Annotated in this window: 27 protein-coding genes and 1 riboswitch; of the genes, 2 read left to right on the top strand and 25 right to left on the bottom strand. The window is 46.3% G+C overall.

The window, feature by feature from the left end; translation table 11 throughout:
- Positions 1–72 precede the first annotated feature (72 nt).
- From J2736_RS28520 to J2736_RS28635, 24 genes are all read right to left on the bottom strand, one after another.
- Positions 73–1,248: an aminotransferase class I/II-fold pyridoxal phosphate-dependent enzyme gene (locus tag J2736_RS28520; protein WP_310501975.1), complete on the bottom strand. Its 1,176-nt coding sequence runs from the start codon at positions 1,246–1,248 to the stop codon at positions 73–75.
- Positions 1,249–1,279: 31 nt separating this feature from the next.
- Positions 1,280–2,386, bottom strand: coding sequence for a site-2 protease family protein (locus tag J2736_RS28525; protein WP_397341815.1), 1,107 nt, complete (start codon positions 2,384–2,386; stop codon positions 1,280–1,282).
- Between the two features lies 1 nt (position 2,387).
- Positions 2,388–2,747 (bottom strand): arsenate reductase family protein, encoded by a 360-nt coding sequence (locus J2736_RS28530; protein WP_310502021.1) that lies wholly within the window; start codon positions 2,745–2,747, stop codon positions 2,388–2,390.
- A 133-nt stretch (positions 2,748–2,880) separates the two neighbouring features.
- Positions 2,881–3,822: an RluA family pseudouridine synthase gene (locus J2736_RS28535; RefSeq protein WP_310501977.1), complete on the bottom strand. Its 942-nt coding sequence runs from the start codon at positions 3,820–3,822 to the stop codon at positions 2,881–2,883.
- A complete protein-coding gene (locus tag J2736_RS28540; protein ID WP_310501978.1) occupies positions 3,819–4,388 on the bottom strand; it encodes a cob(I)yrinic acid a,c-diamide adenosyltransferase in 570 nt (189 codons plus the stop codon). Before J2736_RS28540 ends, J2736_RS28535 begins: the two co-directional genes overlap by 4 nt.
- A gap of 1 nt (position 4,389) precedes the next feature.
- Positions 4,390–5,988, bottom strand: coding sequence for a cobyric acid synthase (locus J2736_RS28545; RefSeq protein ID WP_310501979.1), 1,599 nt, complete (start codon positions 5,986–5,988; stop codon positions 4,390–4,392).
- A 3-nt stretch (positions 5,989–5,991) separates the two neighbouring features.
- Complete coding sequence (gene cobD / locus J2736_RS28550) at positions 5,992–7,095, bottom strand: threonine-phosphate decarboxylase CobD (RefSeq protein ID WP_310501980.1); 1,104 nt, start codon at positions 7,093–7,095, stop codon at positions 5,992–5,994.
- A 30-nt stretch (positions 7,096–7,125) separates the two neighbouring features.
- The gene (gene cobS / locus J2736_RS28555) at positions 7,126–7,956 is read right to left on the bottom strand and encodes an adenosylcobinamide-GDP ribazoletransferase (RefSeq protein WP_310501981.1); all 831 of its coding nucleotides are present in this window, start codon (positions 7,954–7,956) and stop codon (positions 7,126–7,128) included.
- Positions 7,932–8,930, bottom strand: a complete 999-nt coding sequence (gene cbiB / locus J2736_RS28560) for an adenosylcobinamide-phosphate synthase CbiB (RefSeq protein WP_310501982.1) — start codon at positions 8,928–8,930, stop codon at positions 7,932–7,934. The genes cobS and cbiB overlap by 25 nt, the downstream gene beginning before the upstream one ends.
- Positions 8,931–8,972: 42 nt before the next feature.
- Positions 8,973–9,539: a bifunctional adenosylcobinamide kinase/adenosylcobinamide-phosphate guanylyltransferase gene (cobU, locus tag J2736_RS28565; RefSeq protein WP_310501983.1), complete on the bottom strand. Its 567-nt coding sequence runs from the start codon at positions 9,537–9,539 to the stop codon at positions 8,973–8,975.
- A gap of 31 nt (positions 9,540–9,570) precedes the next feature.
- On the bottom strand, positions 9,571–10,722 hold the full coding sequence (locus J2736_RS28570; RefSeq protein WP_310501984.1) for a nicotinate-nucleotide--dimethylbenzimidazole phosphoribosyltransferase: 1,152 nt from the start codon (positions 10,720–10,722) through the stop codon (positions 9,571–9,573).
- Positions 10,723–10,742: 20 nt separating this feature from the next.
- The gene (locus J2736_RS28575) at positions 10,743–11,519 is read right to left on the bottom strand and encodes an ABC transporter ATP-binding protein (RefSeq protein ID WP_310501985.1); all 777 of its coding nucleotides are present in this window, start codon (positions 11,517–11,519) and stop codon (positions 10,743–10,745) included.
- 5 nt (positions 11,520–11,524) lie between these two features.
- Positions 11,525–12,562 carry a FecCD family ABC transporter permease gene (locus J2736_RS28580; protein WP_310501986.1) on the bottom strand — a complete coding sequence of 346 codons (1,038 nt, stop codon included), beginning with the start codon at positions 12,560–12,562 and terminating at the stop codon, positions 11,525–11,527.
- Positions 12,562–13,578, bottom strand: a complete 1,017-nt coding sequence (locus J2736_RS28585) for an ABC transporter substrate-binding protein (protein ID WP_310501987.1) — start codon at positions 13,576–13,578, stop codon at positions 12,562–12,564. Before J2736_RS28585 ends, J2736_RS28580 begins: the two co-directional genes overlap by 1 nt.
- A gap of 152 nt (positions 13,579–13,730) precedes the next feature.
- Positions 13,731–13,883, bottom strand: a riboswitch (cobalamin riboswitch).
- A gap of 37 nt (positions 13,884–13,920) precedes the next feature.
- Entirely contained in the window at positions 13,921–14,448 is a 528-nt protein-coding gene (locus J2736_RS28590; protein ID WP_310501988.1) for a hypothetical protein, read from the bottom strand.
- Positions 14,449–14,512: 64 nt separating this feature from the next.
- Positions 14,513–14,770 (bottom strand): aspartyl-phosphate phosphatase Spo0E family protein, encoded by a 258-nt coding sequence (locus J2736_RS28595; protein WP_310502022.1) that lies wholly within the window; start codon positions 14,768–14,770, stop codon positions 14,513–14,515.
- A gap of 77 nt (positions 14,771–14,847) precedes the next feature.
- A complete protein-coding gene (locus J2736_RS28600) occupies positions 14,848–16,050 on the bottom strand; it encodes an aminotransferase class I/II-fold pyridoxal phosphate-dependent enzyme (RefSeq protein WP_310501989.1) in 1,203 nt (400 codons plus the stop codon).
- 15 nt (positions 16,051–16,065) lie between these two features.
- Positions 16,066–16,557, bottom strand: a complete 492-nt coding sequence (locus J2736_RS28605) for an Lrp/AsnC family transcriptional regulator (protein WP_171630068.1) — start codon at positions 16,555–16,557, stop codon at positions 16,066–16,068.
- Between the two features lie 198 nt (positions 16,558–16,755).
- Entirely contained in the window at positions 16,756–17,676 is a 921-nt protein-coding gene (cysK, locus tag J2736_RS28610; RefSeq protein WP_310501990.1) for a cysteine synthase A, read from the bottom strand.
- A gap of 63 nt (positions 17,677–17,739) precedes the next feature.
- Complete coding sequence (locus J2736_RS28615; RefSeq protein WP_310501991.1) at positions 17,740–18,966, bottom strand: MFS transporter; 1,227 nt, start codon at positions 18,964–18,966, stop codon at positions 17,740–17,742.
- Between the two features lie 122 nt (positions 18,967–19,088).
- Positions 19,089–19,589 carry a hypothetical protein gene (locus tag J2736_RS28620; RefSeq protein ID WP_056609397.1) on the bottom strand — a complete coding sequence of 167 codons (501 nt, stop codon included), beginning with the start codon at positions 19,587–19,589 and terminating at the stop codon, positions 19,089–19,091.
- A 137-nt stretch (positions 19,590–19,726) separates the two neighbouring features.
- Positions 19,727–20,146 carry a DUF350 domain-containing protein gene (locus J2736_RS28625; protein ID WP_310501992.1) on the bottom strand — a complete coding sequence of 140 codons (420 nt, stop codon included), beginning with the start codon at positions 20,144–20,146 and terminating at the stop codon, positions 19,727–19,729.
- Positions 20,147–20,268: 122 nt separating this feature from the next.
- Positions 20,269–20,949: a PspA/IM30 family protein gene (locus tag J2736_RS28630; protein WP_310501993.1), complete on the bottom strand. Its 681-nt coding sequence runs from the start codon at positions 20,947–20,949 to the stop codon at positions 20,269–20,271.
- A 93-nt stretch (positions 20,950–21,042) separates the two neighbouring features.
- Positions 21,043–23,403, bottom strand: coding sequence for an endonuclease MutS2 (locus J2736_RS28635; protein WP_310501994.1), 2,361 nt, complete (start codon positions 23,401–23,403; stop codon positions 21,043–21,045).
- Positions 23,404–23,597: 194 nt separating this feature from the next.
- Here J2736_RS28635 and J2736_RS28640 point away from each other — a divergent pair, with 194 nt between their 5' ends.
- Positions 23,598–23,966, top strand: coding sequence for a phage holin family protein (locus J2736_RS28640; protein ID WP_310501995.1), 369 nt, complete (start codon positions 23,598–23,600; stop codon positions 23,964–23,966).
- Between the two features lie 178 nt (positions 23,967–24,144).
- Positions 24,145–24,567: a cupredoxin domain-containing protein gene (locus tag J2736_RS28645; RefSeq protein WP_310501996.1), complete on the top strand. Its 423-nt coding sequence runs from the start codon at positions 24,145–24,147 to the stop codon at positions 24,565–24,567.
- A gap of 59 nt (positions 24,568–24,626) precedes the next feature.
- On the opposite strand, the gene J2736_RS28650 is transcribed toward J2736_RS28645, so the two are convergent.
- Positions 24,627–25,241: an IS1595 family transposase gene (locus J2736_RS28650; protein ID WP_310501997.1), complete on the bottom strand. Its 615-nt coding sequence runs from the start codon at positions 25,239–25,241 to the stop codon at positions 24,627–24,629.
- Between the last annotated feature and the right edge of the window lie 466 nt (positions 25,242–25,707).

Consider the following 25,707-nt stretch of genomic DNA (forward strand, 5'->3'; position numbering starts at 1 on the left):
GTATAAATTTTCTCATAACCTTACACCTAAATATGTCTCTCATTCTCCTATTTTTGCCAAAATATCTAACTTTCATTCTAAGGATTGAAGCCAAGCTCCTATACGCCTTGCTGCCTCAAGTAATCGAGCTTCATCTTGCACTAAAGCAATACGGACAAATCCTTCTCCTTCAGCGCCAAATGCATCACCAGGAATAACAACTACACCTGCTTGAAATAACATTTCCCGGGAAATTTGTCGAGACGTCCAACCCTTGGGAATTGGAGCCCAAATAAACATCGTTGCTTTCGGTGGTGGAATAATCCAACCCGCATTATTTAATGCCGAAATAAAACCATTTCGTCTCTTCTCATACACACTTGAGACAGTGTGATCGTTTTCCATATCTTCTTCTAATGCTGCAATACCAGCTGCCTGAATGGCCCCGAATACGCCGTAATCAATATTCGATTTGAGCGTCTTAAGCGCTTTGACCGCATCCCCATGCCCTGTTAGAAATGCAATGCGACAGCCAGCCATATTGAAGCTTTTAGATAAAGAATGGAATTCAATGGCAACCTCCTTAGCACCTTCAATTTCCAAAATACTCATAGGCTTATAGCCATCAAAAGCCATTTCGGAATAGGCAAGATCGTGTACAACAAGCAAATCCTGCTTCTTGGCATAAGCTATCAAATGCTCAAAAAAGGCACGATCTGCAACAGCAGACAACGGATTGCTGGGATAGTTAAGCAAGATGAATTTCGCCTTAGCAGCCACGTCATCTGGAATGTCCTCTAGTTGGGGTAAATAATCATTTGCTGCACGCAGCGGTAGTAAATAAGGTTCAACACCTGCAAGTACAAGACTTGCCGAATATATGGGATAACCTGGATCAGGGACAATGGCAATATCCCCAGGATCACAGAGTGAAAGCGCTAAGTGAGCGAGCCCATCTTGTGAGCCCATCAGGGTGAGGATCTCGGTTTCTGCATCAAGCTCTACCCCGAAGCGAAAGTTATACCATTTAGCAACAGCTTCTCGAAAGGCTAAACTTCCTTCCGATGTAGGATAACCGTAATGAGCAGGGTTGCGCACGGCCTCAGCCATCGCTTCCAAGATGCGATTAGAGGGAGGCAGGTCAGGACTTCCTATACCTAAATCTATGACGTCCACCCCTTGGTTCATAACCTCTCTCTTCCATTCTGCCACTTCCGAAAAAATAGCCGAGCCTAGCTGTTGCAGTCGCTTTGAACCTTTAAATGTCATGGATAGCTTCCTCATTATATGAAATGTGATGTTAGGTAATGATACCGACCTGATGAACGAGTCTTATCATATAGAGTAAAAATAAGATTAAAACTAAATACGAAATCCCAAACTTCCAACGCGTCTTAACAGGTACTTCATAATAACTCTCTTGCATCCCGAGTGGGGAGTATTCCACTTGAACCTGGAGACCTAGGTGCAAGCCATCCTCTTTGTTCATACGTTCTGCTTTAACCAATTGCACTCTCTTCACAATCGCTTGCACAGGCAAATAGGCGTGCCCTTCGAATCCAATCGCTGGCCATGACATATGTAAGGTTTGTCGGCCCGCACCTGGTCCTTGCAGCTCCGAATAGGTGATATAGTCCAAGTCACGCGTATGACTCTCACCTGGAATCATATAGCCTTGCTGCAGCAAATGATTGGCTGGAAATTCGAATCGTGTAGCCACGGTTACACGTTCTTCTTTATGGCGATACCGCACGTATTTCTTGTACAAATCCCAGGCAAACATCGCCCAAATGAGGAAGAAAATGATTTTACTCGAAAAATAACTATCGAGATAGATAATAAGGATGAGCCCGCCAACTAAACCAACCAACCATAACCAGCGTGTTACTGCTGTTGAGATTCGTCCGCCGTCTAAGGGATGTATGGGCAACAAGTTGATCAGATTTAAGTAAAAAGCAGCGTACGCTACGGAAACGATCACCGCTGAATCCAAATACACACCTACACCGAAAGCGGCAACGCCTCCGAGAGTCCCCAAAATTGGACCTCCAATGCCGATGAAGGCTTCTGTTGCTGCATCCCTTGGGTTTTTCTTCATCGTGATCAGTGCACCGAGGAATGGGATGAAGACGGGTGCAGAAACGGGTAACCCCTTCATCTTCGCTGCAAGCACATGACCTAACTCATGAATAAGAATCATAAGGACCAAGCCAATCGCAAATGGCAATGGCGCTAAATAAGCGTATGCCCAGATCGTGATAAACATGGAGATGACAGCGCCGCCAACTTTCCCAAACTTCAAAGCGGTAAGCAGCAGCTTGCCTTGCGATAGGAGGACAGCGATAAATCCGCCAATGGCTAGTGGTGACTTCTTACGTGCTGGTTTCTTGTTGTCTGCCACGTCCACATCACCCTTTCGCCCAAACGTCCTTAAATGCCTCTTCTTTAAAGCCAACTGTTACTTTATGGCCATCGGTTACAATCGGTCGTTTAATTAAGCGACCATTCGATGCAAGTAATTCTAGCATTTGTTCTTGTGACATGCCGGGCAGCTTGTCTTTCAAATTCATCTCTTTGTAGACTTCACCTGATGTATTGAAAAACTTCTTAATTTCTAAACCACTTCGCTTAAGTAATTCTGCAAGTTCTATTGCTGAAGGCGGCGTTTCAAATAAAGGGACCTGCTCTGTTATTTCAATATCATGTGCTTTCAGCCACTTTACAGTACTCCGGCACGTCCCGCATTTATCGTAACCATACACTTTCATTCCCACGTTGTAATAACTCCTTTATGCTGTATGTTGATGAAATAGAACTACTTAAAATTTTGGGCTAATTATCAAGGAAAGTCAAGTAATTGCAAAGAAAAACCATCCAAAAATTGGAATGGTTTCGGTTTTATTACCTTTTTTCTTCTAACCATTGCTCAAGTTCCGACAAATCGACCGGTAAAGGCGCGTTAAACTCCGTCCATTCCCGTTTTCCTGGGTGCACAAAGCCCAGTTTGTACGCATGCAACGCTTGACGATTTAAGCGTTCGTTAGCTTCTAGTTCCGCTGCAACCCCACCATACTGAGGCAATGTGTACATCTTATCCCCTAGCAACGGATGACCTAAGTGCCGCATATGCACACGTATTTGATGCGTACGCCCCGTTTCCAGCCAAATCCGGACAAGGGCCGCCTTCTCGAACTGTTTCACGACCTCATAGTGGGTTACCGCACGATAGCCGTCCGGCCTGACAATACGTACATGCGGCTGATCGTCATCACGATCAATAGGCTCATCTATCGTCCCTGTTGGCGCAGCAACCGTGCCCCAGACGAAGGCGAGATACTCTTTTTTCACGAGATGCTGAATCATTTGCTCGGAAATTTGTTGGTGCACATAAGGAGTTTTCGCTATAGCGAGCACGCCTGAGGTTTCTTGGTCCAGACGATGTACAGGACGGAAACGACACGTAATTCCTGCTTGCTGCCAATGGTAGACAACCCCATTCGCAATCGTATTTACATAATGGCCATGCGTCGGATGTACGATAATCCCCGCATCCTTCGCTAGGATGAGCAGATGCTCGTCTTCATGCAGAATGTGCAGCGGAAGTTCCTGAGGCAGAATATCCTCCGACTGCTCCTCCTCCATCCGAATTTCTACCCGGTCGCCAGCCTTTACTTTAATATTGATGTACTGCCTTTCCCCGTTTACCGTAATCCCACGCTCCGTTAGTTTGATGCGGGATAGCAGTTTACGTGAGACCATCAACCTTTTTTGCAGCACCGTTTTGAGAATGAAGCCTTCTTCCTCTGTCGGAACAATGTATACTAATGGTTCATAATAACTCATGATTTACGTTTAAACACCTCAGCGCTGCGTATATATTCCACATCTGCAATCCCCTCACGGAAGTTCGCTGTGCGGGCAATTGTGAAGAACAGGTCGGACAATCGGTTCAAATAACGGCGCACCTCGGGATTAATCTCCTGTGTGCGTGCCAATGTGACGACAAGACGCTCAGCTCTTCGACATACCGTACGGCAAACATGCAAAGTCGAAGATACAGTCCCGCCTCCTGGCAAAATAAAACGTGTGATGTCAGGCGTCTCCGCATCGTATTTATCAATCCAACCCTCTAACGCTTCCACCATTTCTGCTGTTACCTTGTAGGGACGCAAATCCTGCTTCAACAGCGCAAGATCTGAACCGCAATCAAACAATTCATGCTGAACTTGCAGTAAATCAGGCAACAAGTCTGGGTATTTGTCAGGATCCATGAAGCTCATCGCTTGACCTAGGAAGCTATTCAGCTCATCTGTTGTCCCATATGCTTCAACGCGATCATCATCCTTGTCCACACGACCACCAATCACACTTGTTTGTCCCGCATCTCCAGTACGCGTATATATTTTCATCTCAGAACCCCTCCTGCCTCGTAAAATGTGTTACGCCCATCATCTCATAGATTCGCGTCATATCCAAGTGAGCTCGTACGTGCTCAGCCAATCGATCAAACGCCGCTTCTCGGCGCTCTTTATAACGAAGTCCTTGTGAGACTGGGGCTAAGCCTTTATGTAAACGAATGTGATTTAACCAAGATCTGCGGAAATCATCGTTGTGTAAAATACCATGGATATAGGTTCCCCATACGCGTCCATCTAACGTAACTGCTCCGTCAGGATGTAAAATGGATTCGGTGGTTATGGAGGCAATAGCGTTGGTTTCAGCAATTTGGAATGGAGCTGCAAGATCTTGCAAGTAATGCGTCCGTCCCATATGGATCTCGTAGCCATCGATTGGAAGTTCCGAGCCTTGTTCTGCAAAAATCGTGCTAACGCCTTGTATCCGTACTGTTCGTTTATCCGGTGTGAACACCGTCTGTGTCGGCAACAGCCCTAAACCTTCAAGCTCAGCGTGCTCGGATTCATACTTGCCTGGATCCGAAAGAGTAACCCCTAGCATCTGATACCCCGCACAAATACCAACGATCCACCCCTCTTCCTTTTGAGCAAAAGAAATGAGTCTCTCTGCTAGGCCTGATTCCTTCAGATAGTGCAAGTCTTCCATTGTATTCTTACTCCCAGGAATCAGAACAACATCCGGCTCGCCCCATTCTGCTAACGAATCGATATATCGGAAATGAATGTCGGCTTCTTCTTGCAGCGGATCAAAATCCGTAAAGTTAGAAAGGCGAGGCAGGCGAATGACAGCGACGTCCAATTGATCCTTTTGTTTGCCAAGACGGCTCGGAGACCTCCTGGTTTGTGCACGTTTGGAATCAAGAGATGCCGAGTCCTCGTCTTCAATACCTAGCTGCTGTAAATACGGAATCACACCGAGTACTGGCTTCCCTGTACGCTCTTCCAACCAGTCCAAGCCTGGTTTCAACAAGCTGACATCCCCGCGAAATTTATTAATGATAAAACCTTTCACGCGGTTTCTTTCCTCTGGCGTCAAGATTTCAAGCGTACCTACAATGGAAGCGAAAACCCCGCCACGATCAATATCAGCAACCAACACGACAGGTGAATCTGCCCAACCTGCAAGTCGCATATTGACGATATCCCGATCTTTGAGATTGACCTCAGCTGGACTGCCTGCCCCTTCCAGAACGACAATGTCATGCCCACTGCGCAGGCGTACCAAGGCATCCTTCACAATAGCTTCCGCTCGTGGCAGGTAAGATTCTCTATATGTTCTAGCATCCAAATCTGCATAGGGCTTACCGTGAACAATCACTTGTGCGACCATGTCTTGCTTAGGCTTCAACAGAATTGGGTTCATGTCCGTCGTTGCAACAATCCGGCAAGCATCAGCTTGCACACCTTGCGCTCTGCCGATCTCTTTACCATCAAACGTGATATAGGAGTTGAGGGACATATTTTGCGATTTAAAAGGTGCGGTCAACCAGCCGTCCTGTACAAAAATACGGCATAAAGCTGCCGTAAGAATACTTTTGCCCACATCGGAAGCTGTGCCTTGAATCATGAGAACCGCTGACTGTGATTCACTCATCGCCTACACCCTTTTCCTAGATAAGTCACTTATCATGTTACGTAAGGCTTGGAGTAAGCGCTCGTTATCCTCCCGAAGTCGTATGGCTACGCGACAACAACGTTCATTTAACCCTTCGAATAACGAAGCATCCCGAATCAAAATCCCTTGATGGCCCATATGTTGTTGCGCTTGTTTGACCTGAATTCCCATCGAGTCAGGAAATGAAAATAGGAGGAAATTCACATCGCTCTGGGCGACTTCCAGACCTAATGCGGTTAGCTGCTCGATAAGCCAAGGCTTCTCGACGCACAGCCACTCTCGCGTGGATTGTTCAAAGGTCGTATCTTCAAGAACTTTTGAGCCAATTCGTTGCGCGAGATAATTCACGCTCCATTGTACCTGCTGCCCTCGCAGCTGCTGAATGAGGTCAGGGTGGGCCACCATAAAACCTAAACGAATGCCTGGAATGGAATAAAACTTCGTCATCGAACGGATCACGATTAGATCGTGGCTTGTTGAAGCAAGCTTTAGCTGCGAATGCTCCGACTCCTGAGGAACAAAATCCATAAAAGCCTCATCGAGAATAAGCTTGCGTTGACTCTGGAGCAGATTGGTTAACACGCTCTGAGGAATTAGTTTACCTGTCGGATTGTTGGGATGCCCTAGGAAAAACAAATCAGCTGTTGGCAGCGCTGCTTCGACATCCTGCCATTGTAGTTCGAACTGATGCTGAGGGAGTAAAGGGATGTTAGTTACCTGACCACCCGTTTTGTGAACGGCCTCTTCGTATTCACTGAAGGATGGCCTTGCAAGTCCCGTCCTCTTTGGCTTCACTACACGAATAATCAAATCAATCAGCTCTGCAGCACCATTGCCAACTAAAATACTATCGGGATCAATCCCGTATTTCCGTGATAAGCACAGGCGGAGCTCACGAACAGCCGGATCTGGATATTTGACAATATCTTGCCAGCTCGCTGTCAGAATCTCTTTGACCACGTCAGGAGGCCCAAGTGGATTCATGTTCGAGCTGTAATCTAGAAACTGCTCCTTAGGACGATTGAAAGCTTCCTCCGCTGTCCACAGATCGCCTCCGTGACCGTAACGCTCTAACATCATCGTCATTCCTTTCAAGAAAAGATTAGAGCCCGCCTATCACACCAATATCACACCAATAAGGATGATGACAGCAAGTAAAAGTATGCTCTCCAGCAGCTCATTTAGAGCACCGTACGTATCTCCGGTAAGACCGCCAAGCTTGCTGCTGGTATAAGCTGCCATCCCACTTCCTACGAGCGTAGTCATGACCATAAAGCTCAGGATAATGCTCCAATTGGGTAACGTTGTTAGGCTGCTGCTGAAGCTCAGAAGCGTAGTACTTAATAGAGCTACTAAAAGGGATACCGTGACATGCTTAATAGTAACGCCTCGGAATAGACTGCCTAGTCCCGAATTTGGCCGTGCGTAAGGCCACATGCGAATGGCTGCCACCATGAACCAACGACTCCATATCGGTACGATGGCCAGTAGGATAAGGAGACTTCCTCGTTCCGCTGCACCGTTGGCATCCAGCATGGTATAGAGCAAGGAAAATTTTAGTAATAGGTGCAGGACACACACGATAACGCCCATCGCACCAACGCGGCTATCCTTCATGATCTCGAGCATTTGCTCGCGCGGGCGATGACTGAGGATCCCATCAGCGGTATCCATTAGACCATCTAAATGCAGTCCGCCTGTGAGCACGACCCAGAGTGTAAGGAGCAAGACCGCTGCTGGCATGGTTGGCAACACGTGGGATAGTAGATTGCCGGCGAACAGAAGAATAAGTCCGATTACGAAACCAACAAGGGGATAGAAGATCGAGCTGCGCTGAAACACGCGCTCGTTATAATCAATCTGCACCGGAATCGGCAGACGTGTTAGGAATTGAAAGGCGGCTAGACAAGCTCGCAGCCAGTCTATCCAAGCATGAGTACGACGCATAGGAGTCCTCCCATCACTACAAAACTGACGCCGTATAGCATGCTCACGGCGTGTACAATATCCCGCTGCGTACGCGGGCGCAGCGGCCAGCCCAGGCGGGCGCGCTCACTCGCCGCGCCCCCATAGCTGTTCAGCCCGCCAAGCTCGATCCCGAGTGCCCCGGCTACCGCCGACTCGGGGATCCCGCTATTCGGGCTGGGGTGTAGATGCGCGAAGCGGCGAATCGCCGCCGCCGCGCGCGGTGCTGAGAGGCCCGGCTTCGCCAGGGCCACGAGGACAAGCAAGATCCCGGTGAGCCGCGCCGGGATCCAGTTCATGGCGTCGTCCCAGCGGGCCGACGCGGTACCGAAATGACGGTATCTGTCATTTCGGTAGCCGACCATCGAATCCAGCGTATTCGATGCACGGTACAGCATCGCCAGCGGCGCACCGCCGATGAGCGCATAGAACAAGGGCGCGATGACCGCGTCCACGATGTTCTCCGCGACCGTCTCCACGACGGCTCGCGTGAGCTCCTCCTCGTGGAGCGCATCGGTATCCCGGCCAACGATGTAGCCGGTGTACTTGCGAGCATCCGCGAGATTGCCTTCGCGCAGCGGATGGTAGACGAGATACGCGGCGTCTTTTAGTCCCTTGATCGCCACCGTCGTGGAGATGAGCCAGGTTGACACCGCATAGCCTAGCCAGGGATGAATATCGTTTGCAAAATGCACGAGTACAAGCACAACAAGAAAGCTCAGTGCGATTGTAGAAAGTGTGAGTAGGGCGCCTTTCATTCGCAATAATCTGACTTGCTTCCCTACTAGCGCATTCATTATCTCTTCTTTGGGATGCAGCCTATCCTCAACCCAGCGAATCCAACGTCCAATGAGAATAACGGGATGCGTGGGCCATTTCGGATCGCCAATCATCCAATCCAATGCTATTGCAGCTGCCGTCATCCAGACGATTTCCTGCCATGTATAAATCCACATAAGGGTTTCACCATTCCAACCTTTGCATTTGCATCCAACAACTTATTCAATTACGTAAGCTCTGCTCTTAAGTTCGATCGGGATACCGACTGTAACTAAAAATACCTGCTGACACACTTCAGCCACGCGCTGATTCATCCGTCCGGCCAAATCTCTAAACTGACGGCCTAGCGGGTATTCAGGCACAATACCATCGCCTACTTCATTCGTAACTAGGATGAGTTGTCCACTGTAGGAGGACACGGCTTCCACGAGTTCGTCAATTTGCTTCGTAACAAGTTGCACTGCATCACTCATGCCTTCATAGTGGAGGAGCCAGTTCGTCAGCCATAGTGTCAGACAGTCCACTAAGACCACTGCCCCTTCACTCTCGCTGCTCTCGTGCAGCAGTTCAAGACAAGCCCCCAGCGCATACGGCTCCTCCCGGGTTTCCCAAGGGTATCCCGATTGAAGCCTCATCTGCTGGTGCAACTCCACCCGCTCCCTCATTTCCTCATCGTAGATGTGGGAAGTCGCGATGTACACCCCCTGCTTGCTGCGTTGCATCGCCAGCTTCTCTGCAAAAGAGCTTTTGCCGCTGCGCGCGCCACCCGTTACCAGAACCGCCATCGTGCCCGCCTCCTTCTCTCTGCTATGACCATTACCCTCTCGAAACGCCTGCGCTCTCAAAGGTCGCCATTTCCTGCATGATCTTGCCTGCGGCATCGATCAAGTGGAATGCGAGTACAGCGCCCGTGCCTTCGCCCAGCCGCATATCCATCTGCAGCATCGCTGCGAGGCCAACCGACTCGAGCACCTTCGTATGCCCTTGCTCCTGTGATAAGTGCGAGGCGAGCATGTAGGACGCGCTTAGCGGGGCTAATCGGCTCGCCACGAGCGCCGCTGTCGACGAGATGAAGCCGTCGACGACAACCGGGCAGCGATGCTTCGCTGCACCGAGGATCACCCCAACAAGTCCGGCGATCTCTAATCCGCCGACCTTGCTCAACACCTCAAGTGCATAATCTCCACTTGAACCTGCACTCGCACTTGCACCCGCACTCACACCTGCACCCGCACTCACACCTGCACCCGCACTCACACCTGCACCCGCACTCACACCTCGCCCAGTCAACCCATTCACATGCAACGCCCTATTCACAACCGACTGCTTGTGCAGCCATGTTGCATCATCGATGCCCGTTCCACGGCCAACAGCAAGACCGGCATCGACACCCGTCAACGCACACAAGATCGCGGCACTCGCCGTCGTATTACCAATCCCCATTTCTCCTGTAGCGAAAAGACGATACCCTTTTGCCACTAATTCATCCACAATTTCACTGCCTGCTACGATCGCTTCAATCGTCTCTTCCAGCGTAAGAGCTGCTTCTAACGCCATATTGCGCGTGCCTTTACGAACCTTGCGCGACACGAGATTCGGATGCTCCAAATCCGCATTGACTCCCATATCCACACAAATCACTTCGGCTCCAGCATGTCTTGCTAATACATTAACTGCAGCTCCGCCATATAAGAAATTAAGTACCATTTGCGGTGTCACTGCCGCTGGAAATGCACTAATGCCTTCCTCACAAACACCATGATCACCGGCCATGACGATAACCGCTTTTTTTTCAAAAGTCGGCATTACTTCACCCGTTATCCCTGCAACTTGGCGTGCAATATCCTCAAGCTTTCCTAAGCTTCCTTGGGGCTTCGTCAATTGGTTCAAATGCTCATTGGCTTGATAAGCACACTCTTGATCAACGGGTTTGATCGCATGAATTAATTGTTGTATTCGGTTCATCATCTTTCTCCTTCGGTCCTTCATTATTTACCAGGCTGTAATAAAATCTGTGGCACTTCACTCACTGGGTGTTTGAGAACAATAGGTTCTGTTCCATACACGTCAGCAATTTGTTCACTCGTAATGATATCTGCTGGCGTTCCAATGGCGGTTACCCGCCCCTCGTGCACGATCATTAATCGTGTACAATACTGCGCTGCCAAGTTCAAATCATGCAACACGGCTACAACCGTAAGCGCCGATTCTTCCTGCCAGCTTCGAATATAATCCATCATTTGGATCTGATAACCGATATCAAGAAAGGTGGTAGGTTCATCCAACATGAGTAAGCTTGGTTGCTGTGCCATGACTTTGGCGAGTGCAACACGCTGTCTTTCTCCTCCACTCAACCGCTCAATCGTTCGATCAACGAGCGGTTCTAACTCCAGCTTTTTAATAATTGCATCAATAAGTCCATTCGATTCTGTTCGATCTTCGCCAAGCCAATTTTGAAAAGGATAACGCCCCATCTCAACAACTTCACGCACCGTAAAGCCAACGGGCGGCAATGCATCCTGCTGAAGCACAGCAAGCCACTTGGCCAGGTCTTTTCGTGAATAGGAGGATACCTTCTTTCCTTGTAAAAGCACACTCCCATTAATGACAGGATCCATGCCAGATAGCAGTCGCAACAATGTTGATTTACCGCTCCCATTTGGGCCTATGATTCCAAAAAACTCTCCCTGCCCAACCTCAAAGCTCATATTCTCTAGCACTTGCTGCTCGCGAAAGCTCTGAAAAAGCTGCTCCACTTTAATCATCGTCATCAACCTCTTAACGTTTTCTTGTCTTTATGGAGCAGATAGGCGAAAAATGGTGCACCCAGAAACGCCGTGATCACACCCAAAGGAATTTCTGTAGGACTAAGGAGAGTTCGAGCCAACGTGTCTGCCCACAACACATAAATCCCTCCGCAAATCGCAGATAAAGGAATGATTAGTCGATAATCCGGACCTACCAACAGTCGCACCAAGTGCGGCACGATTAGTCCAACAAAGCCGATCACCCCTGCCACAGACACGGCTGCGGCCGTAATTAAGGTCGATACGATCAGCACGATTAATTTGGTACGCTCCACATGAACACCGAGATGAGCAGCTTGACGCTCCCCCAGTGCAAGCAGATTTAAGGATCTCGCATAGCCTAACAGAATTACGACACCTATTACGAGATAAGGTGAAATCATATACGTATATGACCAACCGCGCATTGCTAGACTGCCCATGAGCCAGAAAATAATTTCATTAATGGTTTGATTCGAAATCGATACCAGGAACGACACGATCGCGCCTAGAAAGGCTTGCATTACGACGCCGGATAAAATCAACGTTTCCATCTTCAGCTTTCCTTCAATCAGTGCCAGTTTCAAGACTAAGAACAGCGAAATTAGGCCTGTCGCAAAAGCCACAACTGGTATCGACCATTGCCCGAACCAAGCGAATTGCAACCCGAAATAAATTAGAAAAGCAGCACCTACGGAGGCGCCTGAAGATACACCTAGTGAGTAGGGATCAGCTAGTGGATTACGAAGAACCCCTTGGAAACCAGCTCCCGCAATGGAGAGTACAGCCCCAACAAGAATACCCAGTATCACACGAGGAATTCGCACTTTATTTATGATTTGTTCCGAGGATTGCGGCCAAGTCACCTCAATATGACTGCCTAGCCAAGGCATATGCTTACCTAATATCCCCACAATATGTGAAAGCGGAAGTTGAGCCGAGCCAATGGATAAACTCACCACAATAGAAAGAAGAAGGAGTATTAATCCTACTCCTCCCCCAAGCATCAATTTTCTTTTCATTATTTCACCAATTCAGGATAGATTCCTTTCGCCATTTCCAGCAACCCATCCGTCAATCTCGGACCTGGGCGACTTACGGAGTTCTGGTCGAGACCTATCACACGTTTATTTTTCACTGCATCAATGGCATCCCAGCCACCGCGTGTACGAATAATTTCTTCTAACGGCTTCTTACTTTTGATGTCGACGATTCCATTTGCGAATAAGATCACGTTCGGGTTCTGTTGAATGATTTTCTCTTCACTGATTTCATACCATCCTGCTTTATCCGCAGCAACGTTAATCCCCCCAGACAGGGTGATCAATTCGTCCATGAACACACCGCTTCCCACAGTCCAGCCAGGTGCAAACTCCATGTACACTTTTTTCTTATTCTCTTGTTTCACATCTTTCACAGCATCGACAACTTTTTGACGGTCTGCTTTCATTTTGTTGACAACTTTCTCCGCTTGCTCTTGATGATCCGTAATTTGTCCGAATGTTAGAATATTGCTCATGGCATCATCTAATGTTTTGGGATCCACTTTAAAGACGTTAATGTTCGCTGCACGTAAATCATCAACTACTTTAGCAGTCATGGAGACACCAGAGAAAACAATGTTCGCATTCGAAGCAATGACCGCTTCCATATTTGGTTTCGTGATGCTGCCCAATTTAGGCTTAGCTTTAGCCTCTGCAGGATAATCATCAAAATCCGATACACCGACAATATTCGCTTCTAGTCCAATCGCAAACAGTGATTCTGTCTCTGATGGCGAAACAGATACGATTCGTTCTGGCGCTTTGTCGAACGTAAACTCTTTTCCTGTCGCATCTTTCACTTTCAACGGATACGTCGTTTTCTTCGCTGCCACAGGCGCTGATGATGCTGTCGTTGTTGGTGCTTTGGTACCCGAACCGCCAAGCTTCGATGGATCGGTTATTTCCGTTTCCTTTTTCGCACATGCTGCCAATGAGATCGCTGTCGCAACCGCTAATGAAAGAATAAGACCTTTTTTAAACTTGTTTTGTGTCATCACATAAACCCTCTTTTCTTTATTTTCCATCCTCAATCCAAACAAAAAATCCCCTTGTTCACGAGGAACAAGGGGACGATAAATCGCGGTATTGGGCAACGAACACGTATACGTTGCTTCCTGATTTAACGCGATCCTTTTCCTCGAAGGATGTTGTATCGGCACTATAGGCAGGTATCCTGACTCTTCCGTCTTTCGCAAGACTGAATTACAGTGGCGGGACCGTGCCGGATTTGAACCGGCTTCCCCTAAACTAATAACCATCCGTGTGGAAGCTTACTAGTACCTATAGTTGCAAATTATTTGGATACGATCAAGCTATGGTCGATTATAGACGCTCGCTTACTTTTGTGCAATAATCTTCATCACTTTCAAGGCCTCGTCCATTTTGGGAGCATTCTGTGGAATGAACGCATATAAACCTTTGCCCTCATAACCTTGCTCTTTCATCCATTTGTTGCCTGCGAGCGGAATACCATATAAGTGCTTTTCCGCTGCTTTGCCTTCTTCTTTGATTTCGATAACACCATCCGGGTAATCCGAAGGATTAATTGTATTATCCAAAGAGACGAATCCTGCTTGATTACTCAAGCCCTTGAACTGTTCTTCTCCCAAGATGAAGATGCCGTTACCACCAGCAGCCAGCTCAACAATCATCTTTTCCATTGAAAAAATAGGAGATGTATTCAGCTTTACGGTAGGAAGCTCCCCAACCTTATCTTTCAAAGATAGTTCCAACTTCTCCGCCGCTTCACTTGGAAACCCGTTAGGTCCCATCATAAATACCGATACATCTGCTTTTGGTCCACCACAAGCGGTAAGTAAGAGCATCATTCCTAACATGACACCGAGTAACCATTTTGCCTTCATGTATGTAATTCCCTCCGTTAAGTACTCTCTCTATTTTGTCGATAGTCGCCAGAAAAGTCGGTTTTCACCGACTTTTCTTTCCAGATGTCATATATTCATTTATTTTGTGATCCAGCATTGTGCTTAATTCAACAACCGCATCAGATGTCATTTCTCGACCTTCCATGACCATCTGTTCCATTTTTCGTCGCAACGTATTGATCTCTTCTTCAAGTACAGTTAGGGAATGTTGCTTCTTGGCATTTCTGGTCAGCCATCGCTGTCCGAACTCTTGCTCTCGAATTTGAAATTGCTTCTGAAAGTTAGTAAGCTGATACTCCATAAAAGCCACGCTCATCCCTCCTTACTCTTAGAATACCAGTTTTCGTCTCCTATGAACATATGAATTTATTAAGAATATTATAATTTCCGCAAGAAATTACCGATTCTCTCTAATGCTTCATTCAGTTGGGAAACACTATAGGCATAAGAGCACCGTAGAAAGCCTTCTCCACCTAATCCAAATACATCGCCAGGTACTGCAGCAACCTTAGACTCATACAACAGACGTTGTGCAAATTCATCGGAAGTTAACCCTGTTGCGACAATACTTGGGAATGCATAGAAAGCGCCCTGGGGTTCATGACATTCGAGTCCAACTTCACGGAAGCCTTTGACAACCAATCGTCTCCGTTGATTATAGGATTCAATCATCCGATCTTTCTCTTCCAATCCATTGGTTAACGCTTCATGGGCAGCTACTTGCCCCATGACTGGAGCACACATGACGGTATACTGATGAATCTTGGTCATCGCCGAGATAAGCTCTCTATGTCCGCACGCATATCCCATCCGCCAGCCTGTCATGGCAAAAGCCTTCGAGAACCCGCTAACGAGAATCGTCCGATCCTGCATCCCTGGAACTGCTGCGAAGCTCACATGCTTCTGGCCGTAAGTCAATTCCGCATAAATTTCATCGGAGATGACAATTAGATCATGCTCTTCAACAACTTTCGCAATCGGCAGCCAGTCTTCATATGTCATGATACCGCCAGTTGGATTACTAGGATAGCAGAGAATTAATACTTTAGATTTTGGCGTAATCGCATCGCGAAGCGCCTTCTCCGTCAGTTTGAACTGATCCTTTGCAAATGTTTCGATACCTACTGGCACACCGCCACTAATGGCAGTGATCGGCGAATATGAAATATAACAAGGCTCCGGAATCAGAATCTCATCCCCAGGTGTAATCAATGAGCGAAGCGCTAGATCAATAGCTTCACTGCCCCCGACGGTTACGAGCACTTCATTGGATGGCTCATATTTTACTTTAAAAGACGTATACAAATAGTTCGCAATTGCTTCGCGGAGCTCAGGAATACCAGAGTTTGGCGTATATTTGGTTCTACCACGCTCCAAGGAGTGCACAGCTGCTTCACGAACGTGCCATGGTGTTGAAAAGTCAGGTTCACCCACACCTAGTGAGATAATATCCTCTTTACTATTGCTAACGAGATCAAAAAACTTCCGAATGCCAGACGGTTTCATCTCTCGTACCGCAGGGGCGAGGTAGTCCTTCATTGATTTTTTGCTTGATTGAATCGTAGTCTCATCCTTGATCATAGCGCTACCTCTCCCTTACGGCGATACAAGCATTCGGTGATCATCTTCCTGATCTTCGAAAATAATGCCGTCTTGTTTGTATTTTTTCAAAATAAAATTCGTTTTCGTAGAAAGTACGCGGTCAATTGGCGACAATTTATTAGAAACAAAAGAAGCCACCTGCTTAAGCGAGCTGCCCTCGATTTCAACGAGCAGATCATATGCACCAGACATAAGATAAACCGATTTGACTTCTGGATATAAATAGATCCGTTCCGCAATCGCATCAAACCCGCGTCCGCGCTCCGGCGTAATTTGCACTTCAATTAGGGCGGTAACCTTTTCGTCATCTACTTTGCTCCAGTTCACGACTGTCGCGTATTTGACGATGACCTTATCCGCTTCCATCTCGCTTATCGCTCGCGCAACATCGGCCTCCGCCGTTCCTAACATGGTGGCGATCAGATCCGCGCTCCTGCGGGCGTCTTCCTTTAGTAAATCGAGAATTTTAAGCTTCAAAGTATCCATGGTTAAACCTACCTTTCTGAGATATGTTTCATTCATCCATTCATCTTACAATGAATCGATGTCCTAATTCAATTACTGAACGCGGAGAATGGCAGAATATTTATATATATTTGAAAATTCCACTTCGATTGACAAAATAAAAAGCCATTGGATGACCTCCACATGGCTCCTATCTTCCAATATTTAACTCCTATCAAGCTAAAAGAGATCCATACTTAAATACCGTTCGCCCGTATCTGGCGCAATACAGAGCACTCGTTTACCTGCCCCTAACTTCCTTGCCACCTGTATCCCTGTCCATACCGAGGCTCCAGCTGAAGGACCCACCAGAATGCCTTCCTTACTCGCCAAGTCCCTCATTGTTTGGATGGCATCCTCATCCGACACTTGCACAATGTCATCATACACGCTGGTATTCAAAATGGCTGGAACAAATCCTGGGCTTGTACCCACCAGCTTATGCGGTCCTGGGCTGCCGCCAGAAAGCACGGGTGACCCCTTTGGCTCTACGACATAAATCTGAATATTCGGCAGCTGTTCCCGAAGTACCTCACCTGTTCCTGTAATCGTGCCGCCCGTTCCTGAAGTGGCGACAAAGGCATCTAATCGCCCATCCATTTGCTGCAAGATCTCAGGTGCTGTCGTAACGCGATGAATACTCGGATTCGCTGGATTCTCAAACTGCTGGGGGATGAAGCTGCCAGGAATTTGATCCCTCAGCTCAACAGCCTTAGCAATTGCCCCTGGCATCCGCAAAGCAGCTGGCGTGAGAACAACTTCAGCGCCGTAGGCTTTCAGGATATTTATCCGTTCCTTGCTCATATTATCCGGCATAATCAAAATCGCCTTATATCCCTTAGCCGCCGCGTTCATCGCAAGTCCAATTCCCGTATTTCCGCTTGTTGGCTCTATGATCGTCGCTCCTGGCACGAGATGACCTGACTTTTCAGCCTGCTCAATCAGATTCCAAGCAGCGCGATCCTTCACGCTTCCGCTCGGATTGAAGTATTCCAACTTCACGTACAGCTCCGCGGCTTCCGGCTCGACTAAACGTCTAACTCTCACTGCGGGGGTATCTCCGATCAGCTCTGTGATGCTATTCACCATTTTTGGCGGCATTGGTGCCCCCTCCTCCACGTTTAATCATGCTACTCACATTTTCATGTGGAAACCTAGTCCCTGTCAAGACTTGGTTGCCCGCAGCTGGTTTCTGATGAATACCCAGGAGAAGAACGTCGAGCTTCCGATTGTCAGCATCAGTACGTTAATAACAAGTGGATCCTTACTCCAAGAAATGACACATATGAAGAGCAGAACTCCCAATACGCGCCCCACATTCAGTGACAGCTCACGCAAAACAATGTATTCTTCCCTTTGCTTCGCACTCTGATCATCCGATCCAATCAAATCAAAGACAACAGAAACCATAGGAATAGAGTACATTGGAAAAAAGAGTGCTGACCCTATCCCAAACATTAGCAAGGTACTGAAAGTTATGGTCCAGAAGAACGGCAAAATGACGAGAACGACCATGACCGAGCCAATCAACATACTCATTTTGCGAAAAGAAGGTCGAATGAAACGCCCTGCTGCCCAGAAGCTAACTAGCGCTACGGATGAAGTAATTAGAGCGAAATTCCCTAAGCTGGCTTCACTTGAGGTCGATATGTACACGAGCAAACCAATCATAAAGCCAAAGACACCCTCACGGACTCCTTGAAAAAGCAAAGCCAGACTTACCCGCTTCCACGGTGTTTTCGCTTGTCTAAGTATCCGTAATGGCAGCAGCCATTCGTAAGTACCACTCAATTTTCTTTTTTTCAGAAAAAAACTAATGACTACGCCTAACAGAAATATACCAAGCGATATAGAAAAGATAAGCCGATATCCCGTTCCATCACCTAGATTGACAATGAGTAACCCTGAAATCCATGGAGCAATGATACCCGCACCTGCGCCCAAAAGGCCGACCCAACCATTGAATCGATCCCGGTTATCTGGATCTGTCACTTCGAAGTAAACGACATTGAAGGCTATCCAGAACAGGCCTACCGATATCCCTTGCACCATGCCTAGCCATACAAAATAGTGGACACTGCTGGTCCCCATCCAAAGCACCAGCATGTAGAAGCATGCTGATATGGATACACCCACACGTAAGCAGTTCATTTTATTATGTTCTTTCACCCATTTTCCAGCTAACCAAAAGGTAATGGCCATCGTCAAATGCGTCGTTAAAGTAAACCAGCCGATTAAGGTAAAATCGTTTTTGGCTTTCCAAAGATACACCCCGACGAATGTGCCTGATAGTGCGTTGGCTCCGCCAAATAACGCGTGAACAACGAGCAAAAGGATCGCTTGAGCATCCAGCTTCCCTTTGCTTTTCACATTCGTTTGATTCGTTTGCATAAGCCTCCTCCTCACTTTGATGCATGTAAGCTCTTGTTAAGCTTCCCCTTTGAAGTGAAAATATGAGGCGAATACGCGCAAAAAAACCGAATCCAAAAGGATTCGGTTCGTATCTGTGGCTGTTATTCCGATTTGATCCGTTCTACCATCAGTAATCGGTCCGTATCAGAGAGTACTTTTTCCACTCTGAAGCAAGAAGGACATACATAGACATCCGTCGTAAACGGACCTGTCAGGAAGGCACTTCCTAGCGTCTTAGGAATCGTTGGCGTAAAGGAAGCTCCGCTCGTCACTTCGGTTCCTGCAAGAAGCAAGAACTCATGACAACTCGAGCACTCTGGCGCTTCTTCCTGCTCATCCGTTAATTGTTGAACTTTTTCGCCATACTTATCTAGCGGTTCATCGGAATCATCCCAAGCCAATGATAAATCCTCATCGGACTCAGCGTATTCTTGTTCATTAAAACGCAGCTTCTGACCTGTTTGTTTCACCTTCAGATCAATGCTCCGGTAATCATTCAATTCATTAAAACAGTGCGGACACTCGTCTTCAGGTCCAATCTCGGGATCCCATACGATCTCTGTTTGGCACCACGGACATACAACTTCTTCATTACTACTCATTGCGAAATCCTCCAGCTAATTGCTTTATGCATATTTCCATACATAATAAACCCCTGCCGCTACAAACACAAGCGCAATAGCAAACAAGGTTCCCCACAGGTATTTCATTCTTCAAGCCTCCAAGACTATGTATGATACTAAGTTACACATGCTCCAACCACATAGGATAAGGACACAGATAACGTTAAGGACAAGAAACCAACCGCACGATTGTCCTTCTTTATTTCCTCATCAATTTTAAAATAAGGCGTTAAGAACTCAAAAATAAAGTAAGCAACCAACAAAAGCACGAACCCAAAGCCAGCCCATATCAGAGAATTAATCATGGTGTCATTGTTTAGAATGGCAAAGCGGAACAAGTTACAAATCCCAAAAATTTTCCCACCAGTTGCCATAGCAACCGATAAATTGCCTTTTTTAATCTCAGCCCAATCGTCATACTTTGTAACCATTTCAAAGATGGTAAGGAAAACAACAAGCGCGACCACTGCTACAGCAAAAAAAGCAAGCGTTGCTAAATACGGGTTACTTAACAAGACATCCACCTCTTCGTTCATATCATCTCCTGCCTTCCTTTACACAGTAGAGAGACTTTAACGATTAAAGATCCCTTAATCCCTATATATGGTAGTAGAGACTGAGTATGACTCAGTCTCTCGCAGGTACATCTATTATAACATTAGGATTGTTTTTTTTCAGCAAGCTTTGCACGCATTGCTGCCAGCTCATCATCAATTCCGCTGCTGCTTGCACCTAGCTGATCCAATTCATCATCTAAACTGCGGTTTTTAGCGCGAATCTCTCCGCTTGCTTGTGCTTCAGCTTCCATTTGAAGAACTTTCTCGCTCATGCGATCGAAACCTTTTGCTGCATTGTCTGTACCAAAACCAGACATCGCTTGGTTGATTTGTTTTTGCGCTTTTGCTGTTTCAGCACGAGCAATTAACAAATCCTTTTTGTTTTTCATTTTCGTGAACTCGTCTTTCATCTCCGTCAATTGAGCACGAAGTTGATCCGCGTTCGTTTTGGCAAGATCATATTGACGTTTCAACTCATCATAACGACCTTGGTGTTCTTTCTTATCTTCCAGTGCGCGGCGGGCCAAATCTTCATTCCCTGCTTCAAGGGCTTTCATAGCCTGCTCTGTACGTTTCGTTACCATTTCTTCAGACTCTTCAACTTGCAGCTTGAATTTCTTCTCGATCGCAATTTGCTTCGCTACTGCAGTTTCTGCTTCCAAGATATCTTCTTCCATATCACGTAAAAACTGATTTAACATTTTAACCGGATCTTCTGCCTTATCCAACAAATCATTGACTGAAGCCATAGTCATATCACGAAGTCTTTTGAAAATTCCCATTCTAAAATTCCTCCTAAAGTTTAATACTCTTCTATACCTATTTCATACGCATTATCAAAGAATGAGTTTCAAAAAGGATACAAATTTATAAAGTTATTTCATTTCAACAACGGTAACCCCAGCTCCACCTTCATTGTAATTGCCCATGCGATAGCTTTTCACGTGCCTGTGCCGACGCAAATATTCTTGCATCCCGGTTCGAAGCACCCCTGTGCCTTTCCCGTGAATTAAATACACTTGGCCGAAATTACTCAAGAAAGATTCATCTAAGAAGCGGTCTGCCTCAATCAAAGCCTCTTCCATATTCATGCCGCGCATATCCAATTCCATTTTGACATTATCATCGCGAGTCCGCTTCAACGTCGTGGCGACTTTTTGCGGTTGCTTCGATTGTGGCGCATTTCCGGTTTTCTCAAGGTTGGATAACTGAACTTTCATTTTCATAATACCTAATTGAACATTAGCTTCGGTTGTTCCCACAAGCTCAACAACGTGCCCTTTTTGTCCTAATGAAATAACCCGGACTTCATCCCCTGCCTCAATGCGCTCAGGACGCTTCTTCAAAGCACGCACTTGCTTGCTTCGAAGTTCCGGTGTCGCTTGATCCAGTCGCCGCTTGGCCTCAACGAGCTTGTGGTCCTTGACGCCTCCGGCCTCTTCCAGGGCCATGCGACGCAAGTCCGCAATAACCTCATCGGCCTCGCGGCGGGCTTTGACAACAGCTTCGCGAGCATCGCGCTCTGCTTTCTCTAGCAGCTTATCACGCTGCTCATCAAATTTGAGCTGCTGAGCTTCCAGCGATTTACGCATTGCTTCTGCTTCTCTGCGCAGCTCTTCAGCAGCATATCGCTCGGATTCCGCGATCAGCCGATTCTCCTCGAGCGAAGCGATCATAGATTCTACCCGCTGATCTTCCTCACCGACTTGTGTGCGAGCATGTTCAATAATACGGCGGGACAATCCAAGTCGCTCCGCAATCGCGAACGCATTACTACGACCCGGCACGCCAACTAACAAACGATACGTCGGGCTTAAGGTTTGGATATCAAACTCCATACTCGCATTAATCGTGCCTTGCTTTTGATAAGCATATGCCTTCAGCTCCGAATAGTGCGTCGTTGCAATAATACGGCAACCGATTTGATGGATATAGTCCAAGATCGAAATAGCTAAGGCAGAACCTTCAGCAGGATCCGTACCTGCCCCTAGCTCATCAAGCAATACTAAGCTTTTCGGCGTCATATCGCGCAAAATACTGATAATATTCGTCATGTGACTTGAAAATGTACTTAGGTTCTGTTCAATACTTTGCTCATCACCAATATCCGCATAAATGGCATCGAAAACACACAGTTGCGTGCCTTCCTCGGCAGGGACAAACAGTCCTGACATCGCCATCAGACTCAGAAGACCTACTGTTTTAAGGGAAACCGTCTTACCTCCCGTATTCGGGCCTGTAACAATAATTTGCGAGAAGTCATTGCCTAGCTCCAAATCTAGAGGTACTACAACGTCTGCTGCAATAAGCGGATGTCTGCCTTTTTTGATTTTAATAAAGCCGCGGTCATTCAATCTTGGCATAGTTGCCTTGAGCTCTCTGGCTAAGCCAGCTTTGGCAAACGTAAAATCAAGCTCAGCCAGCTGATCAACATCCATGACAAGCACTTCTACTTGTTCGGCTACTAGCTCAGTCAACGCACGTAAAATCTTCTCGATCTCCGCTTCTTCTTTGAACTTGAGCTCACGAATTTTGTTATTTAACTGCACAATGGCATCTGGTTCAATGTAGAGCGTTGCCCCTGAGGCCGATTGATCATGAATCATACCGCCAAAGCTAGAACGATACTCCGACTTCACCGGAATGACAAAACGGTCATTTCGAATCGTAATAAGTACATCCTGTAGCATCTTCTGGACAGAGGAATTACGAATCATCTGTTCCAGACGCTCGCGCACTCTCCCTTCGCCCGTTCGAAGCTCACTTCGAACACGCCCAAGTTCAGGGCTTGCACCATCTACAACAACCGCATTCTCATCAATACAGCTATTGATTTTATCTTCTAATTGTTTGTTTTCAGTCAACAATTCCACTTGTGATTTGAGCATCGGAATCGCATATTCCTCATGAGCAGCTAAAACAAACCGCTTCAATCTACGTGTTCCAAACATCGTAGTCGAAATTTCAAGAAGCTCAGTTGGATTCAGCATACCGCCGATTCTAGCTCTGTGCAGAGGCGCGCGAATGTCCCGGATTCCGCCAAAAGGAGCATTTCCTTTGAGCCGCTCAACATTAACAGCTTCGTCCGTTGCTTGCAAGCGAAGCTTAACGAGTTCAAAATCCCCTTTAGGCTCCAGCTTCTCTGCGGCATCTTTACCGAGCGAAGTAGACGCATGATGAGCTACTTTATATAAAATCTTCTGATATTCTAATGTTTTTATTATTTTCGGATTCAATGTTCCAACCTCTTTTCTCTAACCTATATTATAAACCAAATGGAACCTGATTAGCTACGGAGACAATGATTATATGGAAGATACTGCCCCCATAAATAACACAAAATTGGATACACTAAGCCCACGCATCTAATCCTCTGCCAAAAGGAATTGCAAATCCGTTTGACCATGACAAAAAGAAGGAGGTTCACGACATGCATCTTCTTGGACATCTGGTAAGGTTTATTGTTTCAGCTTTGGTTTTAATGTTTGTAAGCTGGTTAGTTCCAGGATTTAAAGTCGGTGGTTTTTGGAGTGCTTTTTTCTTAGCGCTAGTCATCGCTATCGCAGCTTGGATCATTGAGGGAATCTTCGGCAAACAAATCACCCCATTCGGCAGAGGAATCGTAGGTTTTATAGTGAGCGCATTAGTCATTTGGGCTGCTCAGTTCATCGTGAATGATGTTTCTACGAGTATGATAGGTGCCATTCTTGCTGCTTTAGTCATTGGGATCATCGACTTATTCATTCCAGTGAAAACCCCTTTCGAACAAGGGATCACGGGTAGAGAAGATCGTCGATAAACTTATCAGCTTCCATAGCTGATAGCTAAGGTAAGGCCCAAAAAAAAAGGTCGGCCTGCAGCGTTCTCACTCGCCGGGCCGATCTTTTATTTTTGTGGTTTCACTAGTTTGTCACTGTAATTTGGAAATAGGTCGTGTACAATAATGAGGAAATCATTATGTATACGGAGGGGTACGCATGAAAAAACTTACCATTCTATTGATGGGACTAGCAGTCGTCATTGCCATCACAGCATGTGGAAACAAAGACTCCAAAACAACAGAAGCTACTACTACACCAGCGGCATCTGCACAAACTAACGCAACGCCAGCTGCGTCTGCCTCAGCTACATCCGGTGGTCAACAAGTCGTATTAAAAGCTACCAATTTCCAATTCGACAAGACTGAATACCGCGTCAAAAAAGGCGAGTCCGTCACAATAACACTCGACAACTCCCAAGGTATCCATGGAGCAGCCATTAAAGAGTTCAACATTAATCTCAACAATGGTAATAAATCTGTTACTTTTACACCAGATAAAACCGGTTCATTCCCAATCAATTGCTCCATCATGTGCGGATCTGGCCATGCAGCAATGAAAACAACACTGATCGTTGAATAATTTATTATTCTTATCGGATAAGCCTTATCACGAAATTCGTGATGGGGCTTTTTCTATATTCAGTCTACTTGAAAATATCGTAAGAAATAAGGATACAAGTAAACAGAAAAGCAAGCATGCATCCATTTTGCGAACATGTCCGCATTTGCTAATCTAACATTTCTAGAATTCTTAAATAAAAACTTGTCGAATACACTAGTACCCTTATTTGGTTTGGCACGATCCGTTACTAGCCTATGTTGCTCGCTTTCGACTTCTATGGAATCTTCAATTGGTTTAACCAGCTTTTGTTTCCCCATACGTGCATATTGTTTGTGCAAGGCTAATTTAAGTTTTTCGAGTATCAACTTAGCCGTACGGTAGTTCACTCTCAACAAGCTTGCAAACACTGGAATTGAATAGGTCATCTCGTCTTGGATTAAAATTCGGATCGCTTTAAACCAAATTAATAACGGTAGCTTAGATTTATGCATTATGGTACCGGCGGTTATCGAAATCTGTGTCCGACACTCCTTGCATTCCAGTAGATTGCGTGTCTTTATTTTATAAAATGAATCGTGATCACATCTTGGACAAAAGAAACCGTTGGCCCATCGACTTTTGATTATGAAACTTTCACAATCTTCTTCAGATTGAAAAGCATTATTTAGTGAGCCTATAAGTTGTATATCCATTATCAGACTCACCTCCATTACCGAACATTTGTTTCTATAATCTAATTATATCGAACATTTATTTCTAAGTAAAGAAAAATTTGTTTGTTCTGAAGCGATGTCCTTCGGAGTTTTGTATTTTCTGAGATACCTACAAAAACTTTCGTTAGGCTTACGTCGGGATGTAGATATTATTTGGCTCGCCGAGGTCCGTTTCTGACTGGAGAATCAGTTCTTGGTGCAAAGCAAGATGACCCTTATTCAAATAATGGAGAGCTTGAAGAGATCCCTACACAGGTAGTAATGGAGACTGGCTTTAAATGTCTTTTTTTCGAGAAGATGTAGGCGCAGGTCATTGATGGGAATGTCGAAACTTGGAGTTGTAGATACTTCAGAAAAATTGTTTTTGCGATATACTCCCTCGTCCCATACATACGGCGGAATAAAAGCTTGAAAACAAAAAGAAACTACCGCTTTTTCAATAAAA

This window comes from Paenibacillus qinlingensis, assembly GCF_031455095.1.
Classification (GTDB): Bacteria; Bacillota; Bacilli; order Paenibacillales; family NBRC-103111; genus Paenibacillus_E; species Paenibacillus_E qinlingensis_A.